Here is an 18,523-nt window from a genome sequence, read left to right as displayed (position 1 = left end):
GGGTCAGGGCGGTGTGTCGGCGCCGTCGATGTACTTCGCCAGTGTTGTCGCGGCGGCCGTGAGGTCGGTGTGGATCATCCGCTCGTGGACCGTCAGGTCCTGTTGCCTGCCGACGACCGACACCGCGGCTCTGATGCGTCCGGCGGTGTCGCGCACGGGTATGGCGTACTCGGTGACGCCGTGTTCGAACTCACCGTGCGCCGCGATGACACCGCGCAGGCGGTCACGGTCGTTGGCCGCGGCGACCTCCCTCGCCGAGTGGGCCGCGTCGGGGCCGCCGACACCGATCAGCTCGTAGTCCTCAAGCAGGGTGGTGATCTCCTCGGCGGTGTGGTCGAGGAGCAGTGCCCGGCCGGCGCCCGTGCACCAGCACGGGGTGACGAGACTCGTCCCGCCCTGCCACTCCTGGGCGAAACCCGCGGCGGACTCGGCGCGCAGCAGTCGGACCTGGACGCCGTCGCGGACGGAGAGCCGTGCGCCCGCACTGTGCTGGACGGCCAGGCGGCGCAGGAGCGGGCGGCTGCGGCCCAGCAGGCCGGGGTGCAGGGACGCCGCCGTAGTGAAGAAGGCGCTGCCGGCGCGGAGCGTCGAGTCGTCGAGGCGCTCCAGGAAGCCCTTGTCGCACAGATCCTGGGTGGTGCGTGACGCCTTGCTGCGCTCGACGTCCACCTCGTCGGCGAGCCGGCTGACGTTGAAGCCGTTCCGGCCGGAGGTTTCCCGGTCCAGGACCGTGTTGACCATCCGGAGGGCCATGCGCAGCGAGGAGGCCGTTCCCATGCCAGGTGGGCGGGGTGCGGGGCCGTTCGTCGTCACCTCCGCACTATAGCGAGCCGGTGGTCAGCGAGCCGGTGGTCAGCGGGCCGGTGGTCAGCGAGCCGGTGGTCAGTGGGCCGGGGCGGCGGATCGCGGTCGGTCGGTCGGCCTGCCTGCCGGTCCCGTGCGGTCCGGTCCGGTACGGCGCCGTCGACGCCGGACGCAGGACGAGCGGTCTGTGCCCGGTGCACATCGGCAGTCCTTCCGGCCGTTTCGGCATGGCTCCGCTGACCGGCCCGCGCACGAGGCTGTCCGTGGTCGGGCCGCCAGGTGGGCGGTGCCGCTGGAGAAGGAGGACCGGATGACCCGATACGACCTCGCGCTCATCGGATTCGGCGGCGTGAACCGTGCGCTCGCCGAGCTGATCGCCGGCCGCGGAGACGCGCTGGAGGCCGAACTCGGCTTCGCGCTGCGGGTGGTGGCCATCACCGACCTGCGGGCCGGCTCGCTGGTCCGCACGGACGGGGAGGGGATCGACCTGGCTCCGCTGCTCGCCGTCGCCCCCGGCGAACTGGACTTCTCCCCGATGGACGGCGGCAGCGCGGACCCCCGCAACGAGTGGGTGATCCGCGAGGTGCCCGCCGACATCGTGGCCGAGGCGACCTTCACCAACCCCACGGACGGCGAGCCCGCGCTGTCGCACGTGCGGTGGGCGATCGAGGCCGGCAAGCACGTGTGCACCACCAACAAGGGGCCGGTCGCCCTGCACTGCCAGGCCCTGCGAGAACTGGCCCGGCGGCACGGCGTGTGCTTCGAGTTCGAGGGCACGGTGATGTCCGGCACCCCCGTGCTGCGCACCGCCCGCCGGATGTTCGGCGGCCTCGCCGTGACCGGCTTCGAGGGCGTTCTGAACGGCACCTCCAACTACGTACTCGGCCGCCTGGAGTCGGGCCTGTCCTTCGCGGACGCGGTCGCCGAGGCCCAGGCCCTGGGGTACGCGGAGGCCGACCCGACCGCCGACGTCGAGGGGTACGACGTCCAGCTGAAGGTCATGATCCTCGCGAACGAGGTGCTGGGCGCAGACCTGACCCGCGCGGACGTGCCCTGCACCGGGATCTCCGCCCTCGCCGCCGAGGACGTCCGCCGGGCCGCGGCCGAGGGGCTGCGCTGGAAGCTGGTCGGCTCCGCCGCCCGCCGCCCGGACGGCACCGTCGAGGCCCGGGTCGCCCCGGTCGCGCTGCCCGACGGGCACCCCCTCGCCGGGGTCACCGGCCCCGTCAACACCGTCGCCTTCCACACCGACCTGCTGGGCACCGTGACGGTGGGCGGACCCGGCGCCGGACGCATGGAGACGGCGTACGCCCTGCTGTCGGACGTCATCGGCATCCATGAGCAGAGCACAGTCGCCGACAACAAGACCCTTCAGGAGGTCCGTCGTGGCTGACACCGCTCTGAGTGCCTCCCTCAGCATCGGCAGTATCGGCATGGCTGCCGTGCGCAACCCCTACACCGGCGAGACCATCGGCTCCGTCTGCCTCACCCCGGCCACCGCCGTGGACGACGTGCTGCGGCGGGCCCGTACCGGGAGGGAGACGGCCCGTCGGCTCTCCCGCGCCGCCCGTGCGGCCGTGCTGGACGGCGCGGCCCGGCTGATCGAGGAGCGGGCCGAGTCGTTCGCCCGGCTGATCGTCGCCGAGGCGGGCAAGACCCTGGTCCAGGCCCGCAAGGAGACCGGCCGCGCGGTCAACACCCTGCGGCTGTCCGCCGCCGAGGCCCGCCGCAACGCGGGCGAGGTGGTGCCCTTCGACGCGTACGCGGGATCGGAGGGCCGGCTGGGCTGGTTCACCCGTGAGCCGCTGGGCGTCATCGCGGCCGTCACCCCGTACAACGACCCGCTCAACCTGGTCGCGCACAAGCTCGGCCCGGCGGTCGCGGGCGGCAACGCGGTCGTCCTCAAACCGTCCCTGCTCACCCCGCTGTCCGCGCTGCGGCTGGTCGACACGCTGGTCGAGGCCGGGCTGCCGGAGGAGGTGGTGACCGTCGTCAACGGCGGCGCCGAGCTGGGCGCGGCCGTGGTGGCGGCGCCGGACGTGCGGATGGTGTCCTTCACCGGCGGGTTCCGCACCGGCGAGGCCATCGCCCGTACGGCGGGCCTGAAGAAACTCGCGATGGACCTGGGCGGCAACGCCCCCGTCCTGGTGCTCGCGGACGCCGACCTCGACGCGGCCGTGGCGGCGTGTGTCTCCGGGGCGTTCTGGGCGGCCGGGCAGAATTGCATCGGCACCCAGCGGATCCTCGTCGAGCGCGAGGTGTACGCGGAGTTCCGGGACGCCTTCGTCGAGCGGACCCGGCGGCTGCGGGCCGGGGACCCGGCGGACGTGGGCACCGACGTCGGGCCGATGATCAGCGAGCAGGCGGCGGCCACCGCCGAGGCCACGGTCACGGCCGCGCTCGCCGAGGGCGCGCGGCTGCTGTGCGGGCACGAGCGGGACGGCTCGCTGTACGCGCCGACCGTGCTGGAGGACGTGCCGGGCACCTCGGCGATCTGGCGCGAGGAGGCGTTCGCGCCGGTCGTCGTGCTCCAGCCCGTGGACTCCTTCGAGGAGGCCGTCGAGCGGGCCAACGAGATCGACTTCAGCCTGCACGCGGGCGTCTTCACGGGCTCGCTGGACCGGGCGATGGCCGCGGCGGAGCTGCTGGAGGCCGGTGGCGTGATGGTCAACGACTCCTCCGACTACCGCTTCGACGCGATGCCGTTCGGCGGCTTCAAGTACGGCAGCATGGGGCGCGAGGGCGTGCGCTTCGCCTACGAGGAGATGACCCAGCCGAAGGTGGTCTGCCTCAACAGGGAGCCGGCGTGAGCGAGTTGGGCACCGGGTTCCGGATCGAGTCCGACGCGCTCGGGGAATTGGCGGTACCCGCCGACGCGTACTGGGGTGTGCACACGGCCCGGGCGCTGGAGAACTTCCGGGTCAGCGGGGTTCCCGTCGGCGCCCACCCCCCTCTCGTGCGGGCGCTGGCGCAGGTCAAGCACGCGGCGGCGCTCGCCAACGGCGAGATCGGGGTCCTGGAACCGCACAAGGTGGAGGCGATCACGGAGGCCTGCCGGGCCGTCGCGGAGGGCCGGCACCACGACCAGTTCCGGGTGGACGTCATCCAGGGCGGTGCGGGCACCAGCACCAACATGAACGCCAACGAGGTGATCGCCAACCTCGCGCTGGAGCACCTGGGCCACGAGCGCGGTCGCTACGAGCACCTCGACCCGCTGGATGACGTCAACCGCTGCCAGTCCACGAACGACACCTACCCCACCGCCCTGCGCATCGCCGTCAGCGCCGCCCTGACCGAGCTCGCCGCCGAACTCACGCTTCTCTCGGCCGAGTTCAGAGCAAAGGGCGAGGAGTTCGCGGATGTCGTGAAGGTGGGACGCACCCAGTTGCAGGACGCCGTGCCGATGACGCTGGGCCGGGAGTTCGCGGCCTTCGGCGTCACGCTCGCCGAGGACGTCCAGCGGATCGGCGAGACCCTGCCGCTGCTGGCCGAGACCAGCCTCGGCGCCACCGCGATCGGCACCGGCATCGCCGCCGAACCGGGCTACGCGGCAGCCGCCGTACGGCACCTGCGGGCGCTGACCGGACTCGCCCTCACGCCCGCCGCCGACCTGGTCGAGGCGACCTCCGACACCGGCGTGTTCCTGCTGGTGTCGGGGGTCCTGAAGCGTACGGCGGTGAAGCTGTCGAAGGTGTGCAGCGATCTGCGGCTGCTCGCCAGCGGACCGCACGCGGGCCTCGCCGAGATCAACCTGCCCGCGCTGCAAGCCGGTTCGTCGGTGATGCCGGGCAAGGTGAACCCGGTGATCCCCGAGATGGTCAACCAGATCGCCTTCGCGACCGCGGGCGCGGACGTCGCGATCACCATGGCCGCCGACAACGGGCAGTTGCAGCTCAACGCCTTCGAACCGCTCATCGGGCACCTGCTGTTGCAGCACATCGGCTGGCTGACGCACGGCTGCGCGGCGCTGCGCACCCGCTGCGTCGCGGGCATCACCGCCAACCGCGAGCACCTCGCCCGCACCGGCGCCGGAACGGCCCGAACGGTCGGCGCGGTGACGGCGCTCGCCCCGCGCATCGGCCACGAGACCGCCGCCGACGTCTCCCGGGAGGCGGTGCGGACCGGCGCGGACGTGGTGGACGTCGTCGTACGACGCGGGCTGCTGGACCGTACGACCGCGCTGCGCCTCATGGCCGCGGACGTCACCGCGGCCGGCTGACCACCCGGGACAGCGCCAGCGCCGTCACCGTGTCCCGTACACCGGGCATCTGGGCCATCTGCTCCCAGATGCCCTGTACGCGTTCCAGGGAGGCCGCCTCCACGCTGACCAGCAGGTCGAACTGGCCGCTGAGGACATCGCAGGAGACCACCTCGGGGATGCGTTTGAGCGCGGCGAGGACGTCTCCGCCGCGCATCCGGTCCTCGCGGTAGACCAGGACGTGCGCGGCGACCACCGTGCTGTCCGGCCCGTGGGACGGGCGGACGATCGTGTAGCCGCCGATGTGCCCCTGCCGCTCCAGGCGTTCGACGCGCTGGCGCACGGCGTTGCGGGACAGCCGTACCCGCTGGCCCAGTTCGGCGTGGGAGATCCGGGCGTTGCGGGTGAGTTCGGTGATGATCTGCTCGTCGATGGCGTCCATGGCGCGGTGCCTTTCTCCTCACGGGTCTCCGGACGGGCGAAAGCTCCGGCGGCCGGGTCAGGACGGCCGCCGGAGCCGGCGGTGCGGCGGAGGTTCAGTCCGCCTGGTGCAGGGCGAAGACGCGGGCCGGGAAGCCCGAACCGCCCTGCGGCTTGGGCCAGGTGGCGACGATCAGGGCGCCCGCCTCCGGTACCCGGTCGAGGTTGGCCATCAGCTCGATCTGCCAGCGGTCCCGTTCCAGGACGTAGCTCTCCAGGCTGAAGTCCCCTGCGGACGTGGCCAGTCCGGGGTCGGTGTCGGTCTGCTCGTGCCCGATCGCGGTGACGCCGGCCTCCTCGAAGAGGTAGGTCAGCACCTCGGCGGACCAGCCCGGGTAGTGGCTCACCCCTGCCGCGTCCTTGTTGGCCATGGCGGCCGGGTCGGGCCAGCGGCGGCCCCAGCCGGTGCGCAGCGCGACGAACGCCCCTTCCGGGACACGGCCGTTGCGCGCCTCCCAGGCCGCCACGTCGGCCGTCGTCGGTACGGCGTCCGGGTCGGCGTCGACGCGCTCGGTGATGTCGAGGACGACGAGCGGCAGGATCATCTCGTCGACGGGTATCTCGTCCAGGGTCCGGGCGCCGTCGACGAAGTGCACGGGCGGGTCGACGTGGGTGCCCCACTGTCCGACGATCGTGTACAGGTGCACGTTGAAGCCGTCGCCGCGGGACATGTCGAAGGGCATCTCGCGCTTCTCGTCCGGGAAGGCCGGGAAGTGCGGCTGGCCGGGGTGGAAGGCGTGCGTGAGGTCGGTGCGGACCGTCTTGCCGATCAGTTCCCGGTGCAGGGCCCAGAGGGGCGGCTCGGGGGTGGTGGCGGTGGCCGGTTCCGGTGTCATGCGTGCTCGTCCTCTTTCTCTGCTTTCTCAGCGGTGTTCAACAGCGCGGCGAGTTGGGCCGGTTCGGTGACGGACGCGAGGGCGCCCGCCGACTCCTCGGGGCCGCCGTACCCCCACCGCACATGGACGGCGGGGATGCCTTCGGCGGCGGCGCTCTCGATGTCGTAGGCGCGGTCGCCGACCATCAGCGGGCGGCTGACGTCCGCGCCGGCCGCCCGCAGCCGGGCGACGCACTCCCGGATCACCAGCCGTTTCGTCGTACGGCCCGCTTCGTCGGACACCCCGCAGACGGTGCTCAGCCGGGAGTCGAGGCCGAAGCGGCGGGCCATCAGCTCGGCCTGGTCCTGCACCTTGGAGGTGGCGATGCCCAGCGGGAGCCCGCGTGCGGCCAGGGTGTCGAGGAGTTCGGGTATCCCGTCGTAGACGGTGGCGGCGGACGCGCCGGTGCGGGCGTAGGACGCGCGGTAGGCGGCGAGGGCGGCGCGCGCGGCGGGCTCGGGGAGGCCGACGACGTCGCGGAAGGTGTCGTACATCGGCGGGCCGACGAAGGTGCGCAGGGTGGGCGCGTCGGGGACCGGGGCGCCGACCGCCCGCAGGGCCTCGGCGGCGCTGGCGGTCACGCCGGGGGCCGAGTCCACCAGGGTGCCGTCGAGGTCGAGCAGGACGCAGGTGGGCGGCTTCACGCGGTCGCCCCGGCGGCGGTGCGGCGGCGGCCGTGGCGCAGCCAGTGGTAGAGGTAGCAGCCCGCCACGAACGGGACGCCGAAGTACAGGGCCGTCGCCTGCGCCGGGTCCAGGGCGATGCCGATGAGCGAGGCGAGGCACAGGACGAAGGCGAGGACGGGGACGACCGGGTAGAAGGGCGTGCGGTAGGGCAGGGTGCGCGGGTCGCCGCCGCCGCGGACGAAGGCCCGGCGGTGGAAGAACTGGGCCGCGACGATGGACATCCAGACGCCGACGGCGGCGAACCCGGCGATCGACACCAGCACCAGGTAGACGGTCTCGGGTGCCGCGACGCTGCTCACCAGGGAGGCGAGGCCGCCGAGCATGCTGAGCGCCAGCGCGGTCAGCGGGATGCCGCGGCGGCTGAGCCGGCGCAGCGCCTGCGGGGCCTGCTTCTCCTCCGCGAGGGAGAACAGCATGCGGGCGCAGGAGTACAGGCCGCTGTTGCCGGCCGACAGCAGCGCGGTGATGATCACGAAGTTCATGGCGTCGGCGGCGTAGGGGATGCCGAGGGACGAGAAGACGGTGACGAACGGGCTCTCGTCCAGGCCGACCTTGTCGTACGGGATGGTCGCGGCGATCACCGTGATCGCGCCGACGAAGAAGACCAGCAGGCGTACGACGGTGACGCGCAGCGCCTTGGGCACGGCTTCGGCCGGGTTCTCGGTCTCGCCGGCGGCGACGCCGATCAGCTCGGAGCCGGAGAAGGCGTAGAACGCGGCGAGCACGGTGACCAGGACGCCGGAGAAGCCGTTCGGGAAGAGGCCGTGGGAGGTTTCGAAGTTCTGGAGGAGGAACGGGTGCGAGCCGCCGGAGGCCAGCGGGTGGAAGCCGAACAGGGCGGCGCCGCCGAGGACGATGAGGGTGACCACGGCGATCACCTTGACCAGCGAGAACCAGTACTCGGTCTCGCCGAAGACGCGGGCCGAGAAGGCGTTCACGCCGAAGACGACGGCCGCGAAGACCACGCACCAGACCCAGACGCTCACCCCGGGGAACCAGCGCTGCATCAGCAGCCCGCACGCGGTGAACTCGGAGCCGAGGGCGACGGCCCAGGTCAGCCAGTACAGCCAGGCGGTGGCGAAGCCGGTGGCGGGGCCCATCGAGCGGGAGGCGTAGACGTGGAAGGCGCCCGAGACGGGGTAGGTGACGGCGAGTTCGCCGAGGCAGGCCATCACCAGCCAGACGACGAACGCGCCGACCAGGTAGGCGAGGACGGCACCGAGGGGACCGGCCTGGGAGACGGTGTATCCGGTGCTGAGGAAGAGCCCGGAGCCGATGACACCGCCCATCGCGATCATGACGAGATGGCGGGAGCGCATGGTGCGGCGCAGGCCTTCGGAGGGCGGCTGCGGAGCGGGGCCGGTGGCGGTCGGCGGGTTCTCCGGTACGGCTGAGACGGACACGGCGGTCTCCTCTGCGGGAGCGGGGCGGGGCGGGGAGGACGGGGCGTGGGGGGTGATCGGCAGGGCATGGCGGTGGGGTCGGGCCACTTTCGGGGGTGAGGGGTGCGGGGTGCGCGAGGGGTGGCCGCGCACGGGCAGGAGCGGTCGTCCGGTACGGCGACGGGCTCGGGGGAGTAGCTGGAGGGGGCTCAGGCCCGGGTGACGAGGTCCATGGGGGCGGAGAGTTCGATCACCGGGACCTCCCAGGGGTGGACGTCGGTGAGGCGGGCGAGGAGCAGGGCGAGTTCGTCGTCGCCGGCCGTGGCGTCGACGTACGTGGTCACCGTGAGCGTCGAGGAGAGGAAGCGTCCGCCGACCGAGCCGAGGGTGGGCCGGGCGCCGGTCCGTACGGTGAAGCTCTCCACGCCGAGGGCCACCTCGAAGACATCGCCGTAGACGCCGAAGTCCCCGAGTTCGGGCGAGGTCTCCAGGACCCGCAGCAGCGGGGCGAAGGACTCGTCGGAGCGCAGCACGTCCAGGTCGCCCGCCGCGCACGCGGCCAGGGTCGCCGCCGGGACCGGCCAGTGCACCTTGATCGCGCGGACCGTGCGGCGCCGTACGGGCTTCCGGTCCTGTGCGGCGGTCCCCGGCGTGATCGTCGTCGTGGCCATGCGTCCTCATCCCTCGGCGTTCGGCGGCGGCTGGTACGAGGATGTTAGGCGTGCATTAAATGCACGGCAAGATGCAGATGCTGCACATTTTCTGATCGTTCCGGAGTGACGTTAGAGTCCGCACCGGCAGGTCACGGGGACGGCGACCCATGGCGACCCGGCGGACGCAGGGGCGGACGCGGGTGTCGGCACGGAGGAGGAGCGCGTGGACTCGAGCGTGACGAAGGGCCTGGACGCGCTGTCGGCGCTCGCCCGCGGCACGGCCGACGGCCGGGGGCATGGCTCCGGCCTGTCGGTCTCGGAGCTGGCCCGGCAGATGGGCCGCGACCGCAGCCAGGTGTCCCGCATGATCACCGCCATGGCCGCGGAGGAGTTCGTCGTCCGGGACGACGCCTCGGGCGGCGTCACCCCGCACTGGCGGCTCTACTCCGCGGCGCGCGACCTCACCGGACACCGGCTCCGCACCGACGGACTCACCGCCCTGGAGGGCATGGCCGCCGAGACCGGCGAGAGCTGTTACCTGGGCGTCCTGGTCGGCGACAGCACCGTGACCATCGCCGAACGGGTACCGCAGGGAAGCCGCCAGCTCGGCTCCTGGATCGGCCGCCCCTACCCGGCCTACTGCAGCGACTGCGGTCAGGCGCTGCTGAGCGATGCCGACGACGACGAGGTGGCCGCGGTCTTCGCCCGCACCGAGTTCGTGCGCCACGGCCCCAACACCCCTACCGGCCTGGCCGACTTCCTGCGCCGGCTGGAGCTGACCCGGCGGCGCGGCTACTCCGTCGTCGACGAGGAGGCCGAACCCGGCCTGTACTCGGTCGCCGTGCCGGTCCGCGACTTCACCGGCGAGGTCGTCGCCGCCGTGCAGGTCGTCGGACCGCGACGGCGTCTGGAACCCCGGACACAGGCGTGCGTGGATGCCGCCCTGCGCTGGGGCCGCCGCCTGGAGACGGCCCTGCGTCCGGCAACTCCTGGTGGTACTGGCTGAGGACGGCGCGTGCGCCCGGATCGCCCTGCTACGTGACGGCGTGCGGGTCGGAGACCGGACAGCCCCTGCGGCCGGTCGCCTTCCTGCCACGGGCACACCGCCAAGGCGTCGAACTTCCGCCCTGCACACAGCACTTCAAGCAGCACGTCATGGACTGAGGCGGTGCCGGCCTGGAACTGTCGCCGGGCCGGCACCGCTCCGTGAGTCACGGTGCCGGCCACTGGAGGAAGTCCTGCACGTGGGGGTCCGGCTCGCCCGTTTCAGGGTCGAGCCCTGCGAGCCACCGGCGTTGCGCTACGCGCCAGTGCACGAACGGGGCGGTCTTGCCCCAGAGGGATGCATCCCCGAGAGGACACTCGTCGAACTCGGCGCGCATCATCCTGACCAGGAAGTCGACCATGCCGCAGTCGAAGAGCTTCCATCGTGAGTCGCCGTAGCCGATCTGCCGCCGCCAGGCCACGACGGGCCACCTGTCGGGGTTCGGGTCGAGCGTCAGCCAGCCCAGCTCGTTGGCATGGCAGCCGGAGCCCCAAGGCAGGACCGAGCCGCCGTCGGCTTCGATACCGGGGACACCACCTTCGCCGTCCCAGAGTTCCCGAAACGGTGGCACGCTGTCCACGATGCTGCCGGGGTCCCACTGCAAGGAGGCGACGGGCAGTGGCCCCAGGATGCCGAGATCTCCGATGTCCCCCGCGCCGTAGACCGACATGAATGCCTTGTAGTCGCTCGGCAGACCGACTCCGAGAGCCGCTTCGACGTCAGCCCAGGCCACCTGCTCATCCGCCCCGTGCTCAGGGGACACGAGACCGAGCAGCGGCTCCAGAGAGCTCTCGGCGGACACGACGCTCCTTTCCTCGGCGCGGGCCCTCACCGTAACTGCCCGCACTCGGGATACGAGCAGGGGTGGGTGGTGGGGCACGGACGGTGGTAGGACGCCGACAGCGGGCCCTGTGCCCAATCGAAACCTGAGGCCGATCGGACAACGGACTCCTAAGCTCACGGCATGGCATGCACAAACGCAGATCTTGCCCGCGACCTCGCCCCCACAGGAGTGCTGCGCGCCTCGATCAACCTCGGTAATCCGGTCCTCGCTCAGGGCACCCCTGAATTGCCGTCCGGGATCACCGTCGAGTTGGCTCACGAGATAGCCGCACGCTTGAACCTGCCAGTGGAGTTCGTTTGCTTTGATGCGGCCCGAAAGTCATACGCCGCGATGGTCGAGGGCCAGGCTGACCTTTGTTTCCTCGCTGTGGATCCGGCTCGTGAAGCGGAGGTCACGTTCAGTACGCCGTATGTGCACATTGAGGGGGTGTACGCGGTACCCGTGAACTCGGCATTCGCCTCCGCCGACGAGGTTGATCGGGAGGGGATCCGCATCGGTGTCAAGAAGGGGTCGGCGTACGACCTGTACCTGGCCCGCACCCTGCGCCATGCCACTGTCGTGCGCGGCGACGAGGGCGTCGACGTTTTCCATGCCGAGGGCCTGGACGTGGCGGCCGGTATCCGTCAACCGTTGAGCTCGCACGTCGCGCAACGCCCCGACCTGCGCCTTTTGGAGCCTGCCTTCATGACGATCCGGCAGGCCATCGGCACGACGAAGACGAGAGGTACGGAGACCACACGGTTCCTCAGCGAGACGGTGGCCGAGCTGCTGGCGTCCGGATTCGTCGCCCAGGCGCTCTGCCGCTCCGGTCAGGAACCAACCCTGGCCGCCCCTGCCGCAACCTGATCGTGGGCTCGGCAGGCACTGGCAGGGGGGCATGAATTCAACGCCCGCCGGCGTGTTCTTCTCGCAGGCGACGGCCCGTCGCCGGTGGACCACTCCGGCGGGTGTCACTCGAATGGAGTAACCAAACGCGCCACCCACATGGGTGAAGATCAAGCTGAGTAGTGCCCCAACCGAGGCAATCCGTGAAAGGGAAACCGCATGCGCATTCGACGAACTCTCGCCGCCGTCATCGCCACGGCAGCCCTCGCCGGGCTCGGCCTCACAGGTGCCGCCACCGCCACGGCCGCTCCCCACAACGCCCCCGCCACCGCCCACACCGAAAGCCTCACCCCGGGTGAGTGCGTGGACGGCGGCGGAAAGGTGGTCGGGATGAAGTGCGTCGGCGGTACGGGCGACGGGCAGATGGTCGACTAACGCCCACCGGGCGCCCCGCAGCCACGCGCCGCGGGGCGCTCCCGCGCGAGCACCATCACGTTTGCACCGAGATGCGTACGCCGCTAAGGGTTCTTCGCCGGGGTGCGGGGAGTCTGCATGTCGAAGCCCCAGGTCAGGAGGTAGGCCTTCAGGATTGTCACCGTGTAGGTGTTGCCGGTGGTGTCGGTGAGGGTGGATGTGAAGGAGACCGAGCGGGCGTTGGCCGGGTGGCTGAGGGTGAGGGTTCTTGTGCCGTGGGTGGTGGTCACCGGGGTGGGGGACCAGGTCTTGCCGGCGTCGTAGGAGACCTTCACCGTCAGGGACTTCAGGTGGGTGGCCGCCGGGCCCTGGAGGGAGAGCGGGATGGTGGTGCGGCGGCCCGCGGGGGCCGTGCCGGCCGGGGTCAGCTTCGGGTGGAAGCGGACCGTGGAGAGGGGGAGGGGGACGGAGGCGGACGGTGCCGTACGGGACGTGAAGGTCCAGGTTGCGGTCAGGCGGGTCGTGGTCGTGGCCACGCTCGTCGGGCGGGTCAGGTTCGTTCGGATCGTGTAGCGGGCCGGGGCGGAGGGGAGCTTCTCCACGGTCTGGCAGAGGTCGCCGTCGTTGTCGAGGAGGGTGCGGCCGTCCGCGGTGACGGTCGTGTGGCGTCGCGCGGTGGAGGAGGCGGGGTGCCCGGAACCGTCCGCGAGGTCGGGGACGCACAGGTCGAGGGTGTCGCCGTCGCGTCGCGCGCCGTACCCACCGCCGGTCGTCGGGCTGAAGACGCCGACGTTGTACGTGGCCGCGTAGGTCCGGCCCGCCCGGTACGACTTCGCGCCCTCCGCGCCGTAGAAGACGTCCAGGTCGTCCCCGGAGGCGTTCTGCTGGCCCAGGTCGGCCGTCCACGTGAAGCCCTTGGGCGTGGTGACGTAGATCTTCGCGGTCGCCGGCAGCGGGAAGGGGGCGCTCACCGTGCCCAGCGAGAGGGTGGGGCCGTTCCACAGGACGTTGACGGTGCCCTTGCGGTGGGCGACGGATGAGCCGAAGTTCCGCTTCAGCAGGGCCAGTTCGTTCCTGCGCGTGGTGTGCCGGTAGCCGGTGGGGAAGCGGTCGGGCAGGTTGTGGAGCAGGTGGTAGGTGGTGCTGCCCTGCTGCCACAGGCCGCCGAGCTGGGTGCTGAGCCGCCCGGCCGGGGCGGGCGGGCCCAGGGTCGCGGTGCGCAGGTTCTTGAACGCCCCCAGGAAGAGGGTGCTGTTGTGCGCCTCGCCGCCGTCGGCTCCGGTGCCCACCGCGAGGTTGAGCTGGCCGTCGGACATCCTCGCGCCCTGCGGCGCGGTGATCCCGACCGGCTTCGCCTTGCGCGCGTCGAAGACGACCGTGGTGTCCTTGGTCAGCGAGAGCCTCGGCCGGACCAGTACGGAGGTGCCCGCGTCCTCGGCCGCCTCCAGCACCGTGTCCACGACGTAGTCGCCGCGTGGGACCCGTACCCGGTAGACGCCCGTGGAGATCTGCTCGGAGTCCTCCAGGTTCGTGGTCCAGTACGCGCCCGAGTACCCGAGGATCTCGGTCAGCGGCGCCCGTACCGGCTTGCCGTCCCGGTCCAGGAACTTCAGGGTGAGGTCGTGTGCCTCGATCTCGCGTACGACGCCGAAGGCGGTCCGGACGGCCACGGGGTCGGGGCCGTTCTGTGCGGTGGCGACCACCGTGCCCGCGTAGGCACCGTCCGCCGCCTCCACGCGGGTGTCCGCGGTGAGGTCGACGTCGGCGGTGCCGCCCGCCGGGACGGTGAGCCGTGCGGAGCTCAGGGTGAACATGCCCGAGGGGGCCGTGCTGCCTCCGGGGCCGGTCGCGGTGGCCGTCAGGTCCAGGGTGACCGGGCGGTCGCCGTCGTTGCGGTACGTGAGGTGCCTGGTGACCGGCCGGTCGTCGGTGTGGGGCCACAGCTGCTTGCCGAAGGACACGGAGGTCTGTTCGCTCACCACGGTCTGGCCCAGCGCCCGGGACACGTCGACCCGGCCCGTCCCCTGCTGGTAGCCGCTCGTGCCGGCGGTCGGGGTGGTGGACGCGGTGAGCGCCTGCTTGAGCTGTGCGCCGGTCCAGTCGGGGTGCCGCTGGGCCAGGATCGCCGCCGCCCCTGCCACATGCGGCGTCGCCATCGACGTACCGGACATGGAGACATAGCCGTCGGCGGCCGGGTCGCCCATCCAGCCGTGCGCCGCCTTGGCCGAGACGATGTCCACGCCCGGCGCCGTGAGGTCCGGTTTCAGCGCGCTGTCGGCGGTCGGACCGGTGCTGGAGAAGTCGGCGATCCGGTCCTCGCCGTCGACGGCGCCCACGGTGAGCGCCGACTCCGCGGACCCCGGCGAGCCGACGGTTCCCGCGTCGGGGCCTTCGTTGCCCGCCGCGGCGACGGTGAGCATGCCGGTGCGCTCGGAGAGGGCGTTCACCGCCGCCTCGACCGGGTCCTGCCCCGGGGTGTCGGCCTGGCCCAGGCTGAGGTTGGCCACCCTGGCGCCCTGCGCGGCGGCCCACTCCAGGCCCGCGATGATGTTGGACTCGCTGCCCTCACCGCTGTCGTCCAGCACCTTGGCGTTGAGGATCCCGGCACCGGGCGCGACGCCCTTGTACCGGCCGCCGGACCGTGCGCCCGAGCCGGCCAGCGTCGCCGCGACATGCGTGCCGTGGCCGGCCCTGTCGTCGGTGCTGCCGGTGCCGCTGAAGTCCTTCGACGCCGTCACCACCGAGGCGAGGTCCGGGTGGGTGGTGTCGACACCGGTGTCCAGGAGAGCGACCTTGACGCCCTTGCCGTCGTATCCGGCGGCCCAGGCGGCCGGGGCGCCGATCTGCGCGACGCCGCTGCCCGCCTCCCCGGCCGTCCCGTCGGCCGTCGCCCCAGCCGTCCCGTCGGCCGTCCCGCCGTCCTCGTCCGCCGACGCCTTGAACCGGCCGTCCAGCCAGACCCGGGCGACGCCCTGCTCCTTCGTGAGGGTCCGCCAGGCGTCGTCGGCACCGGCCTTGGGCACGGTGAGCGCGGCGCCGGCCACGCTGGGCAGCTCCCGGCGTACGGTGGCGTCCGCGTCCGTGACCAGCGACTTCTGTGTGCTCCTGTGCTGGGCGGGCTTGCCCTCGTACGACACGATCAGCGGGAGCGTGCCGCGCCGGGTGTCGTCGTAGCCGGCGCGTATCAGGCCGCTGACGTCGAACAGCCGTTGGTCCAGGACGCCTCGGCCGATCAGGGCGGCGGCGTCGGCGGGGACGACGTACTGGTCGCCGCCGACGCCGCGCACCGACACCGGGACGTGCTCACGGCCGGGTGCCTGCCGTACGCCGGTCACCCGGCCCCGGGCGTCCAGCTGGACCCGGTCGCCGGTGAGGAGGGTGACGTACCGGGCGGCCGGGGAGGCGGAGCCCGCGCCGAGGGCGGAGCCGCCGGGCGCCGTGACCGTGGCCCCGATCGTGTCCGTGGCCGTCGTCCGCGCGCCGGGGGCCGAGCCCGGGGCCGCCACCGACACGCCCGTCGTCAGCCCTGCCAGCAGCAGGGCGGCCAGCGAGGCGCCGGCCGGTGTTCTGCCGCGCATTCAGCTCGCCTGCCCGGGGATCTGCTTGTTGGCGTCGACGATGCTGCGGTCCGTGATCGCGCTGGTGAAGGTGACGGTGCCGACCTTGAGCGGGCTGTCCGTCACCTTCTTGACCACCACGGTGCGTTCGCCGAGGAACCGCAGGGTCTTCTTGTCGAAGATCCACTCGGTGCGCTCGCCGTCGGCCGGGTTCTCGCGGGCGATCGCGACCCCGTGCCGGCCCGTGGCGTCGGCCGCGTCGTCCACCGCGACGACCCCGGGGATCCTGGCCGCGGCCTTGTAGAGGGCGGCGCCGACCTTGGCGGGCGGGTAGCTCTCGGTCAGCAGGTCGCCGATGGCGACGAAGGCCGCCTGGTCACGCGGGACGTCGGCGTCCCGGTGGGCGTCCGACTGGCGGTAGATCCGCTGCAGCAGCGCGTCGGGGTCGGTGGGCAGCCCGGCCAGGGTGTCGTAGGCACCGGCCGACGGGACCTTGCTCGCCAGGGTGATGCCCTGGTCACCGGTCTGACCGGCTTCGATCAGCCAGCCGTCCTTGCCGTCGAGGGAGCTCCAGACCTGGCGGGAGTGCAGCTTGTCGCTGACCACCCCGGAGTCGTCGCCGTCTTCCCGGTAGTAGGTGTTGGCCACCTTCGAGGCGATGTAGACGTACTGGCCCTGGTGCGGGGTGGGCGCGGAGGTGGTGGCGGCGGCCAGGGAGATGCGGTCGAGGAGCCGGGGGGCGCCCTCGGCGTCGGCGGTGCCGATCCGGGTGGTCAGGGCGGGGCCGGTGGCCAGGGCGGTCGTGCCGCCGTCCGCGCCGCCGCCGGTGAGGGCGACGCCGCCCACGACCGCGCCGGCCAGCGCGAAGGCCATGGCGGGCAGCAGGATCGTACGGCGCAGGAACGGGTTGGTCCGCTTCGGCCGCACGGCCGGGGAGGTGGGGGACGACGTACGGAGGTCCTCGTGGATCTGGGCCATCATCTGCTCCTTGTGCACCTGGTGACGGCCCGCCGGCAGATCCCGCTCCGCGGAGGGCAGCAGACCCTGCGTCTCCGTCCACTCAGCCGGGTGGGGCTGGTGGGTGGGGCTGGCGTTCATCGGTTTCCTTCCTGTACGGACCGGACCGCGTATCCGCGATCACCTGTTATCTGCCGGTTCGTGCGGGTGGGTTCCCGTTTTTCTTCGAGCAGTTGTGCGTCGGTGAGTCTGCGCAGCTTGCCGCGGGCCCGGGACAGGCGGGAGCGGACGGTGCCGACCGGGATGCCGAGGGCGCGGGCCGCCTCGGCGTACTCCATCCCCTCGTACAGGCACAGCGTCAGGACCTCGCGCTCGGAGCGCTTGAGGAGGCTGAGGGCGGCCAGTGTGGCGTTGATCCGGCGGCGGTCGTCCACGCGTCCGGCGGTTTCGTCCGCGTGGTCCTCGACCTGTTCCCCGGCGGCGTTCGCGGCTGCCGCGGCGCTCGCCGCGTTGCGGTAGCGGCGGTCGCTACGGTGGTGGGAACGGGCGACGTTGGTGGCGATGCCCAGCAGCCACGGCCGCAGCGAGCCGCCCTCCGGCTCGACGGAAGCACGCCGCCGCCACGCCTCCATGAACGTGGCCGACATGACGTCCTCGGCCGTGGACCAGTCGGCGGTCAGCCGGAAGGCGTGGTTGTACACCGCGCGGGCGCACTCGTCGAAGAGTTCCGCGAAGGCGTCCGGATCCCCAGTGCGCACCCGGGTTCGCATGTCTGTGGTCACCTCTTGAACTGCCGCTCGGCGTATGCGAGTTCCAGTGAGCTATGTCACGCGGGTCGCACCGACCACTGCGGCGACGGGCGAAGCGCAGGTCGGCGAAGTCCACGGTGGTCGCGCGCCGGTGTCAGGGAAAACCTGATGACCAGAAGGGCATTGCACGGCAGACGCTTGAGTGTTCCATCACCTCGTGCTCTCTCCTCGGACACGAGTGCGGCGTGCCGGCAGGCCGAAGGGGGGCGCTCATGCCGTCACGGCGTACGCAACTCGCCGACCGGGGGCGCAGGGGCGGGGGAGGTGAATTGCCCGTGAGGTGTCTCGGATCGATAACGAAGACCTGTGGGGTGTGTGCTGGGCGGGGGCTGCGGCGTGGGGGTGGTGGGACGGCGACGGGCTCGTCGCCCGTGTTGCGTGCCGTCGCCATCGTGCCTACCCCGTGTCCATCCCACCGACGAAGGATCGACTGACTATGCAGCACCGCAAGCACCGCGTGATCGGATTCGCCGCGCTCGGCGTCGCCGCCACAGCTCTGTGTGCCGTGTTCGCCTCGACGGCGCTGGCCTCATCCGGCACCCCGGCCAGGCCCCAGGCCGCCAAGCAGGAGCAGGCCACCGCCCAGAAGGGCGTGAAGACGCAGACGGCCGCCGGCCAGGCTTCCCAGGCCCAGGCCCAGGCCAAGGACGCCGATGAGAACAAGCTCCTCCTGCAGCTTCAGTACGCAGTGAAGGCGACGACCGCCGGCCCGACCGCCGCCCAGATCGCCAAGGAGAACCAACTGGTCGAGCAGCTGAAGGCGAAGGGCGAGGCCACCGCCGACCAGCTTGCCTGGCTCGCGCTGTCCCCTGCCCAGAAGCGCGTCGAAATGGTCCAGGTGCCCCCCACCAAGTAAGTGGACCAGGACAGAGATGGTGACCGAGGAGAGTCGACCGGCTCGATGGACTTCGAGGAGTTCTACCAGTCGTCGTACCCGCGACTGGTCGGCCAGCTGTTCTCGGTCACCGGCAGTCTTGAACAGGCCGAGGACGTC

Annotated in this window: 18 protein-coding genes; 7 read left to right on the top strand and 11 right to left on the bottom strand. The window is 72.0% G+C overall.

The genetic code is table 11. The features are described from left to right. Positions 1-3: 3 nt before the first annotated feature. Together AB0D74_RS03685 and AB0D74_RS03680 are read right to left on the bottom strand one after the other, a co-directional pair. The gene (locus tag AB0D74_RS03685; protein WP_362580216.1) at positions 4-813 is read right to left on the bottom strand and encodes an IclR family transcriptional regulator C-terminal domain-containing protein; all 810 of its coding nucleotides are present in this window, start codon (positions 811-813) and stop codon (positions 4-6) included. Between the two features lie 7 nt (positions 814-820). Continuing rightward, on the bottom strand, positions 821-1,006 hold the full coding sequence (locus tag AB0D74_RS03680) for a hypothetical protein (protein ID WP_362580214.1): 186 nt from the start codon (positions 1,004-1,006) through the stop codon (positions 821-823). Between the two features lie 108 nt (positions 1,007-1,114). Between AB0D74_RS03680 and AB0D74_RS03675 the strand changes: the two genes are divergently transcribed. From AB0D74_RS03675 to AB0D74_RS03665, 3 genes are read left to right on the top strand one after another with little or no spacing between them, the layout of a single operon-like run. Then, positions 1,115-2,197 (top strand): homoserine dehydrogenase, encoded by a 1,083-nt coding sequence (locus AB0D74_RS03675; RefSeq protein ID WP_362337639.1) that lies wholly within the window; start codon positions 1,115-1,117, stop codon positions 2,195-2,197. After that, complete coding sequence (locus AB0D74_RS03670; RefSeq protein WP_362580212.1) at positions 2,190-3,614, top strand: aldehyde dehydrogenase family protein; 1,425 nt, start codon at positions 2,190-2,192, stop codon at positions 3,612-3,614. The genes AB0D74_RS03675 and AB0D74_RS03670 overlap by 8 nt, the downstream gene beginning before the upstream one ends. Further along, the gene (locus AB0D74_RS03665; RefSeq protein ID WP_362580210.1) at positions 3,611-5,023 is read left to right on the top strand and encodes an aspartate ammonia-lyase; all 1,413 of its coding nucleotides are present in this window, start codon (positions 3,611-3,613) and stop codon (positions 5,021-5,023) included. Before AB0D74_RS03670 ends, AB0D74_RS03665 begins: the two co-directional genes overlap by 4 nt. Here the strand turns inward: AB0D74_RS03665 and AB0D74_RS03660 are convergent. From AB0D74_RS03660 to AB0D74_RS03640, 5 genes are all read right to left on the bottom strand, one after another. Continuing rightward, the gene (locus AB0D74_RS03660; RefSeq protein WP_362337645.1) at positions 5,007-5,444 is read right to left on the bottom strand and encodes an Lrp/AsnC family transcriptional regulator; all 438 of its coding nucleotides are present in this window, start codon (positions 5,442-5,444) and stop codon (positions 5,007-5,009) included. The genes AB0D74_RS03665 and AB0D74_RS03660 overlap by 17 nt on opposite strands. Before the next feature lie 94 nt (positions 5,445-5,538). Further along, the gene (locus AB0D74_RS03655) at positions 5,539-6,318 is read right to left on the bottom strand and encodes a cyclase family protein (RefSeq protein ID WP_362580208.1); all 780 of its coding nucleotides are present in this window, start codon (positions 6,316-6,318) and stop codon (positions 5,539-5,541) included. Continuing rightward, the gene (locus AB0D74_RS03650; RefSeq protein ID WP_362580206.1) at positions 6,315-7,001 is read right to left on the bottom strand and encodes an HAD hydrolase-like protein; all 687 of its coding nucleotides are present in this window, start codon (positions 6,999-7,001) and stop codon (positions 6,315-6,317) included. The genes AB0D74_RS03655 and AB0D74_RS03650 overlap by 4 nt, the downstream gene beginning before the upstream one ends. Continuing rightward, entirely contained in the window at positions 6,998-8,446 is a 1,449-nt protein-coding gene (locus AB0D74_RS03645) for an amino acid permease (RefSeq protein WP_362580204.1), read from the bottom strand. Before AB0D74_RS03645 ends, AB0D74_RS03650 begins: the two co-directional genes overlap by 4 nt. A 188-nt stretch (positions 8,447-8,634) precedes the next feature. Continuing rightward, positions 8,635-9,096, bottom strand: coding sequence for a hypothetical protein (locus tag AB0D74_RS03640; RefSeq protein ID WP_362580202.1), 462 nt, complete (start codon positions 9,094-9,096; stop codon positions 8,635-8,637). Positions 9,097-9,301: 205 nt separating this feature from the next. On the opposite strand from AB0D74_RS03640, the gene AB0D74_RS03635 reads away from it, so the two are divergent. Further along, entirely contained in the window at positions 9,302-10,084 is a 783-nt protein-coding gene (locus tag AB0D74_RS03635) for an IclR family transcriptional regulator (protein WP_362580200.1), read from the top strand. A gap of 205 nt (positions 10,085-10,289) precedes the next feature. On the opposite strand, the gene AB0D74_RS03630 is transcribed toward AB0D74_RS03635, so the two are convergent. Then, a complete protein-coding gene (locus AB0D74_RS03630) occupies positions 10,290-10,925 on the bottom strand; it encodes a hypothetical protein (protein ID WP_362580198.1) in 636 nt (211 codons plus the stop codon). A gap of 162 nt (positions 10,926-11,087) precedes the next feature. Between AB0D74_RS03630 and AB0D74_RS03625 the strand changes: the two genes are divergently transcribed. Both AB0D74_RS03625 and AB0D74_RS03620 read left to right on the top strand, forming a co-directional pair. Further along, positions 11,088-11,813: a transporter substrate-binding domain-containing protein gene (locus AB0D74_RS03625; RefSeq protein WP_362580196.1), complete on the top strand. Its 726-nt coding sequence runs from the start codon at positions 11,088-11,090 to the stop codon at positions 11,811-11,813. A 198-nt stretch (positions 11,814-12,011) separates the two neighbouring features. Continuing rightward, positions 12,012-12,227 carry a hypothetical protein gene (locus AB0D74_RS03620; RefSeq protein WP_362580194.1) on the top strand — a complete coding sequence of 72 codons (216 nt, stop codon included), beginning with the start codon at positions 12,012-12,014 and terminating at the stop codon, positions 12,225-12,227. A gap of 83 nt (positions 12,228-12,310) precedes the next feature. Here the strand turns inward: AB0D74_RS03620 and AB0D74_RS03615 are convergent, their stop codons facing one another. The 3 genes from AB0D74_RS03615 to AB0D74_RS03605 are packed head-to-tail and all read right to left on the bottom strand — an operon-like array spanning position 12,311 to position 17,490. After that, positions 12,311-15,784: a S8 family peptidase gene (locus tag AB0D74_RS03615; protein ID WP_362580192.1), complete on the bottom strand. Its 3,474-nt coding sequence runs from the start codon at positions 15,782-15,784 to the stop codon at positions 12,311-12,313. Next, complete coding sequence (locus tag AB0D74_RS03610; protein WP_362580190.1) at positions 15,785-16,861, bottom strand: CU044_5270 family protein; 1,077 nt, start codon at positions 16,859-16,861, stop codon at positions 15,785-15,787. Continuing rightward, positions 16,858-17,490 (bottom strand): RNA polymerase sigma factor, encoded by a 633-nt coding sequence (locus AB0D74_RS03605; RefSeq protein ID WP_362580188.1) that lies wholly within the window; start codon positions 17,488-17,490, stop codon positions 16,858-16,860. Before AB0D74_RS03605 ends, AB0D74_RS03610 begins: the two co-directional genes overlap by 4 nt. Positions 17,491-17,965: 475 nt before the next feature. Between AB0D74_RS03605 and AB0D74_RS03600 the strand changes: the two genes are divergently transcribed. After that, positions 17,966-18,385, top strand: a complete 420-nt coding sequence (locus AB0D74_RS03600) for a hypothetical protein (RefSeq protein ID WP_362580186.1) — start codon at positions 17,966-17,968, stop codon at positions 18,383-18,385. Positions 18,386-18,523 lie beyond the last annotated feature (138 nt).

This window comes from Streptomyces sp. NPDC048278, from assembly GCF_040652195.1.
In the GTDB taxonomy this organism is placed as follows: Bacteria; Actinomycetota; Actinomycetes; order Streptomycetales; family Streptomycetaceae; genus Streptomyces.
This window is presented reverse-complemented; position numbering and strand designations above follow the sequence as displayed.